This is a genomic window from Longimicrobium sp., assembly GCF_036554565.1.
Lineage (GTDB): Bacteria > Gemmatimonadota > Gemmatimonadetes > Longimicrobiales > Longimicrobiaceae > Longimicrobium.
The window spans coordinates 1-3,141 of sequence record NZ_DATBNB010000724.1; the positions used below are offsets into that span (position 1 = coordinate 1).

At 71.5% G+C, this 3,141-nt stretch carries 3 protein-coding genes; all 3 read right to left on the reverse strand.

What is annotated here, in order from left to right; translation table 11 throughout:
- Positions 1-1,104: TonB-dependent receptor plug domain-containing protein (locus VIB55_RS20320; protein ID WP_331878496.1), on the reverse strand; the 1,104-nt coding region annotated here is incomplete at its 3' end.
- A 49-nt stretch (positions 1,105-1,153) separates the two neighbouring features.
- The gene (locus tag VIB55_RS20325) at positions 1,154-2,383 is read right to left on the reverse strand and encodes a Kelch repeat-containing protein (RefSeq protein ID WP_331878497.1); all 1,230 of its coding nucleotides are present in this window, start codon (positions 2,381-2,383) and stop codon (positions 1,154-1,156) included.
- 77 nt (positions 2,384-2,460) lie between these two features.
- The coding region (locus VIB55_RS20330; protein WP_331878498.1) for a serine hydrolase domain-containing protein at positions 2,461-3,141 on the reverse strand (681 nt) is incomplete at its 5' end.

Genomic DNA, 3,141 nt, shown 5'->3' on the forward strand with positions numbered 1-3,141 from the left:
GCCCGCCGCATTCGTGTAGACGGACGCGGTGCTGTTCCGGTACGCGCCATCCATCCGGGTGTACGCGCCGCGCAGCGCGAGGGACGTGTTCGGCGTGGGCGTTGCGGATATGCCCGCCAGGAGGGAGTGCAGGCGATGCCGGGCACGAGCGCGGCTGTCCTCATCCGTCTGGAGCGGGAGGTCCCCGGGGACGAGGCTCCAGCGCGCCGTCCTGGAGTCCGTCCACGGCCGCACGGCGGACAGGGAGTACATCGCATCCCAGTTCAGGACGGGGCCCACGTCACCGCTGGCGGCGGCGGAGCCCATGTAGTGATCCTCCGTCGCCACCGAGGCCGCCAGGGAGCGCATGCCGGTGCGCTGGGCGGCATCATCCCGGAAGACGAGGTTCACCACACCGGCGGCGCCCTCCGCGTCGTGCCGCGCGGACGCGGCGGTGCCTGCCTCCACGCGCTCCAGCGCCGTCGCCGGCATCTGGCGCAGGAACGCGGCGAGGGCGTCGCCCGTCAGCGGGGTGCGCCGCCCGTTCATCAGCACGAGGACGCTCGTGCTGCCGCGCATGCTGATGCGCCCGTCCGCATTCAGCTCCACGCCCGGCACCGTGCGCAGGAGGTCGGCGATGCTGCCGCCCGCCGCCGCGGACGCGCGCGTCTGCACGATGGTGGCGCCGCTGCGCAGGTGCACGGCGTCGCGATCGGCGCGCACCATCAGCGTGTCCAGCCGCAGCGGACCGCACTGGATGCGCACGGTGCCCACGCTCAGGGGAGCGTTCGCGACGGTGGCTTGGCGACGGTGCGGCTCCTGCCCCGGGTAGCCGATCTCCAGCGTGTACGTGCCGGCGCCGGTGCGGACGCTGAAGCGGCCGGCGGCATCGGCGACGGACGCCGCCACGAGATGACGTCCACGGCCGCTGCCGTGGAAGAGCTGTACGACGGTACCGCCAGACGGCGTGCCTTCCGCGCAGGCGACTGTTCCCGTCAGCGCCACCTGCGCCCCGCCGGCCGGAACGCCGTGCGCTTCGTGCTGCGCCGCCGCCGGCGTGGGGATGCCTACCAGGGCGCTCCATACGACGGCGACCGCCACCGCCCGTGCATGCATGCGCACCATGCGACGGTCTCCTGCCGCGACGCTCAGCGCCCGCTAGCGGCAGTGCGCGTCATTCGCAGCTCACGGCCGGCCGGTAGGTCTGGTTGAGCAGGCTGCCGAAGCCGCCGCCGACGCCGGTGCCGCCGCCGACTGCCCAGATCAGCCCGTTTACGTAGGCCGACCCGACGACCCCGTGAACGGGTGTGGGCATGTCGGGGAGGCTGGACCAGGTGTTGGTGCGGGGATCGTAGTAGTCGTGGTCGGGCGTCATGCCGGTCGGCGCCTCGCCGCCCCAGACGTGGAAGCAGCCCTTGGCCAGCACCCCGTTCATCCCGCTGCGTCCGCGCAGCATGGGGGCCGCGGTCGTCCACGTCCCGGTTTGAGGGTCGAACACTTCGTGCGCATCGGATTTCAGGGGCGACAACCCGTTGCCTAGGCGCCCGCCGACGATGTGGATGCGCCCGTTGATCGCGGCGCCGGTAAGGTGGTTGCGCTGGCTCGGCAAGCTCGGGAGCACCTCCCACTTGTCGGCCGCCGGGTCGTACACGGCGAAGTCGCTTCCGCGCGGCACGCGTCCCCCGGCCACGTAGATCTTGCCGCCGTGCGCCACGGCCACTCCCCCGCTGCGCGCCGTGGGCATCGGCGCCTTGGCGACCCATGTATCCTTCGCGGGATCCAGCTCGTACACCTTGTTGACCGCCGTCGCGCCCTCCTGGTTGTCCGTGGTCTGCCCGCCGATCAGGTAGATCTTCCCGCCGACCGAGGCCGCCATCCCGTGGTTGTTGGGCTGCGGGAGCTGCGGTCCGAGTTCCCAGGTGTCGCTTGCGACGTCGTAGATCTGCACGGTGCGGGAGGTCTGCCGGCTCGGGGGATACCCGCCGAGGACGTAGATCCTGCCGTTGGACTCCGCCAGGGCGAACTCGGAGTTGTTTTCGATCAACCCGGCGCGCTGCCCCCATTCGCCGTCGACCGCCACCCGCACACGAACGCGAACGGAGTCGCGGACGTCCGGCTGGCTGGTGAGTGAAGCGACGACGTACGTGGAGCCGACCGCGACCCCGCTGATCGCGCCGCTGGCACTCACCGCAGCCACACCCGGGTTGCGGGAAACGAACTGTGCCGTCCCACCGGTGTTGAGTACCATGGCGGTAACCGAGGCAGACGCGCCCAGATCCACGGTGAGGCTGTCCGCGGAAAGCGTGAGCTGCGGATCACCGCCCTGATCGACCGGGCCTTTGGCGCATGCCAGGGAGCCGCCAGCCGCCAGGATTGCAGCCGACAGCGCGATTGCCCTTTTCATGTCACTCTCCGGGATAAGTTCATCGGTACGAATTGCGAGCGTCCACCAGGGACCGGCGGCAGGGCGGGTGCCCTGCCTCAGGGCGTGGAGGCCGGCAGGCGGGGGAGGACGAAGGCCATCACCTGTCCCGCGGCCGGCGGGTCCAGGTTCGACAGAACGACGACCACGTACCCGCCGTTCGGCTCGAACGCAAGGTCGCCGTTCATCCCCGGCGCGCCCCCGCTGTGCCCCACGAAGCGGCGGCTGCCCACCACGCGGTCCACGAACCCATAGGCGTATCGCGTTCCCGGGCCGGTCTCCACCTTTCCGGCGAGGAGCAAATCCGTGTGCGCCGGATCCAGGAGCCGGTGCTCCCTGAGCGCGGCGGCGAAGCGCGCCAGGTCTCCCACGGTGGAGTACCCGCCCCCCGCGGGCGTGCCGCGGTAGGGGAGCGTCGGCGCGTTCGACACGAGCTGGCCGGGCACCACCTGCCGCGTATAGCCGACCGATCGCCCGGGCACCAGCGAGTCCTCCGGCGCCGAACCGGTGGCCGTCATTCCCGCCGGCGCGAGCACGCGCGCCGCGACCCGGTCGTAGTAGCTGGTCCCGCCCACCCGCTCGATGATGGCGCCCAGGAGCATGAAGCCGTAGTTGCTGTACTCCCACTGCTTTCCCGGCTCGAACCGCAGGCCGCGCGCGCCGTAGAGCCGAAGGTAATCCGCCGTCGTGCGGAGTTCCAGCCGGTGCGCGTTGAACGCCGCCCCGAAGATGTCGCCCGT

Coding starts and splice junctions, on each gene's coding strand:
- VIB55_RS20325 (WP_331878497.1), bottom strand. CDS start 2,383: ATGAAAAGGGCAATCGCGCTGTCGGCTGCAATCCTGGCGGCTGGCGGC.